Annotated in this window: 3 protein-coding genes; 2 read left to right on the forward strand and 1 reads right to left on the reverse strand. The window is 44.1% G+C overall.

What is annotated here, in order from left to right; all coding sequences use genetic code 11:
• Window positions 1-501 precede the first annotated feature (501 nt).
• The gene (glgA, locus tag IM322_RS17130) at window positions 502-1,929 is read left to right on the forward strand and encodes a glycogen synthase GlgA (protein ID WP_287675458.1); all 1,428 of its coding nucleotides are present in this window, start codon (window positions 502-504) and stop codon (window positions 1,927-1,929) included.
• Between the two features lie 49 nt (window positions 1,930-1,978).
• Here glgA and IM322_RS17135 read toward each other — a convergent pair whose 3' ends face one another.
• Window positions 1,979-2,599, reverse strand: coding sequence for a vWA domain-containing protein (locus IM322_RS17135; protein ID WP_287675459.1), 621 nt, complete (start codon window positions 2,597-2,599; stop codon window positions 1,979-1,981).
• 212 nt (window positions 2,600-2,811) lie between these two features.
• Here IM322_RS17135 and IM322_RS17140 point away from each other — a divergent pair, with 212 nt between their 5' ends.
• Window positions 2,812-3,144: a TMEM165/GDT1 family protein gene (locus IM322_RS17140; protein WP_287079209.1), complete on the forward strand. Its 333-nt coding sequence runs from the start codon at window positions 2,812-2,814 to the stop codon at window positions 3,142-3,144.
• The last annotated feature ends 149 nt before the right edge of the window (window positions 3,145-3,293 follow it).

Raw genomic sequence — 3,293 nt, forward strand, 5'->3', positions numbered from 1 at the left:
TATCGATTTTGTCTTCTCTCTTGGCATCCATCCAAAGCCTTAAAGCCTTATTACGGATGAATTGTACTGTACGAATAGCTTCATCAATGGCAGAACACTGACTTGGTTTGACCACTGCTTTCATTTCTAAAACAATCATTGTTTATCGACCTCAAACAACTTATTTTATATTAACCTGTAGAGCATCGGATTGTCAAGATTTTGTAAACACTGAGCTTTTACATTTAGCCCGTCGAAATGTGTCGAAATGTCGTGCTTCGCTGTTTTATACTGGTCGGGGTTTCATCCCGTCGCTAAAAGCGAGGGTCTTCACCCCGACATTCAAGATAAAAAGGCGACAAAACTTAATAATGTCCAAAACAGCTAATTATGCCCCTCGTGGGCTCTCTGGTTGGTTAAAGAAAAATCTAGGCTAATCCGATAATAACCTGCTTGCAAATCCTGCTAGGGTGGTTTTATCTGTTAAAATTTCTTGTCGTCGTGAAGTAAAGCGGGAAGAGTATGCGAATTCTATTTGTGGGTGCCGAGGCCGCCCCAATTGCCAAAGTTGGGGGAATGGGGGACGTAATTGGGGCATTACCGAAAGTCTTGCGTCAGCTAGGTCATGACGTGCGGATTTTTCTGCCCTACTACGGTTTTCTCCAGGAAAAAATGGACATCCCTTCCGAACCCATTTGGTCAGGATTCGCCATGTTTCATGATTTTTTAGTCTATGAGACGGTTTTACCCGATACGGATATTCCTCTCTACCTCTTTGGTCATCTAGCTTTCTCTGGACGCAATATCTACGGAGGCGAAGATGAGGCCTGGCGATTTACCCTATTTGCGAATGGTGCGGCGGAATTCGCATGGAATTACTGGAAACCGCAAGTTATTCACTGTCATGATTGGCATACGGGCATGATTCCCGTCTGGATGCACCAAGACCCCGATATTAGCACCGTTTTTACTATCCATAATCTCGCCTACCAGGGGCCTTGGCGGGAGGCATTAGAAAAAATGACTTGGTGTCCTTGGTATATGCAGGGCGATAATACCATGGCCGCGGCGGTTCAATTTGCTAATCGCATCACCACCGTTTCTCCCACCTATGCTCGTCAAATACAGACCCCCATTTATGGCGAAAATTTAGAGGGATTATTGTCCTATATTTCCGGCAATCTGGTGGGGATTGTCAACGGCATCGATACGGAGGTGTATGACCCTGCTAAAGATGTTTATCTTAAGCAGAATTTTACCCCAGAAACCATCGAAAAACGTCTGATCAATAAAATTGCCCTGCAAGAAGAAGTGGGGCTACAGGTCAGTAAAAGTGCCTTTGTCATGGCGATGGTGACGCGTTTGGTGGAACAAAAAGGTATTGATCTAGTGATGCAAATTTTAGATCGCTTTCTCACCTATACTGATGCTCAATTGATTATTTTAGGTACAGGCGATCGCTATTATGAAACCCAACTGTGGGAGATGACTTCCCGTTTCCGGGGGCGAATGTCCCTGCATCTTCTCTATAGTGATGCCCTTTCCCGTCGCATCTATGGGGGGGCCGATGCTTTGTTAATGCCTTCCCGTTTTGAACCCTGCGGCATTTCCCAATTAATGGCCATGCGTTACGGTTGTATTCCCATGGTACGCCGCACCGGTGGTTTAGTCGATACGGTATCTTTCCACGACCCGATTCAGGAAAAAGGAACAGGATTTAGTTTCGATCGCTATGAACCTTTAGACCTGTTTACCTGTATGATCCGGACTTGGGAAAGTTTCCGTTATAAACAGGATTGGCAAAAACTACAGCAACGGGCAATGACTCAAGATTTTAGTTGGTATAAATCCGCTTTGGAATATCTAAAAATCTACAAACAAATCACCGGACAATCGGATCAATTATCCGATGAGGAAAAAGATAAATTGGTCGCCCTGACTAGCAGTTAAAGCCTCCTTGAGTAGGGGTGAAGATATATCACCCCTACTCCGGCAGAAATTAACCGGTGATGGCGTTGAGAAGAACTTCCGCTAGGGTCATATCTTCCATATCATCGATAGTAATCGTGTCAACGATATCGAATTTGGCCCCGGCCGTTTCTAGTTGATCGTCTAAAGCTTTAAGAAATTCGGTTGCTTGTCGATCATGGCCTACTTGAATCAGAGAAATAGCTAATTCTTGATCGCTATCGAGTTTTCGAGAAGCTTCGATAATTTGACGCATCACCGCTTTGCGATCATCCGGTTCTCCGTCGGTAATCACCAGAATAGTTTCTCCGTTGGGTTTAGTTTTGCCGGCAGTTTTGCGCTGAAAATAATTATCAAGGGCATCTTGAAGCACAGCTGCTAGGTCTGTCCTCCCCATGGGTTCATTTTCTTGATAAATTTGTGTCACCTTATCGGAAGTGACATTATCATAGCGTCGGAAACGTCCAGAAAAAAGATAGATAGTGATGCCGTCCGGATCGACTTCCTCGCACTTTCTAGCCAAGGCGAGGGTGGATTCTTGGGCAATTTGCCAACGGGTTTTCTCACTGGGTTTATCAGCAGTGGACATACTGCCACTTTTGTCAATAATCAGAGTATAATCTCTGTCGTGTACAACACTTTCACTGGTCATAGGGGCTATACCTCCAAGGGATTTGCGCTCGTCCTAGTCTAATAATTATTAAACTCTAGGATGGAAACTCTACCTCGATCGACTAGGGTTTTTTAACTATTGGGGGAGGAGACAGCGCCCCCAACAGCAGAAACTATCGGCAGAAAACCGGTCGGGCTAAAATGAAAAAAGTATGAAAATTATTTCTTAACCCGATATTGTTAAATTAGCCGATGAGTGATAGCAAATTGAGTGCCTCAACCGAGAAAAAGCCAGATCATCCACCTTCTTGGAGTTTTTGGACGGTGTTTAGTTCCACCTTCCTAACCATATTTTTTGCTGAAATCGGCGATAAAACCCAATTAGCCACCCTTCTCATCAGCGCCGAATCCCAATCCCCCTGGGTGGTTTTTGCCGGGGCAGCCAGCGCTTTAATCGCTACCAGTCTCCTCGGTGTCCTGATCGGTTATTGGATTGCTCGTCGTCTTTCCCCGAAAACTTTAGATATCGGTGTCGCTATCCTTCTCCTTTTGATCACTGGTTTACTCATCAGCGATATTCTCTAATCAATCAGTTATCAGTTATCAGTTATCAGTTATCAGTTATCAGTTATCAGTTATCAGTTATCAGTTATCAGTTATCAGTTATCAGTTATCAGTTATCAGTTATCAGTTATCAGTTATCAGTTATCAGTTCACTGTTTACTGTTTACTGA

It is taken from the genome of Microcystis sp. M109S1, assembly GCF_020247025.1.
Classification (GTDB): Bacteria; Cyanobacteriota; Cyanobacteriia; order Cyanobacteriales; family Microcystaceae; genus Microcystis.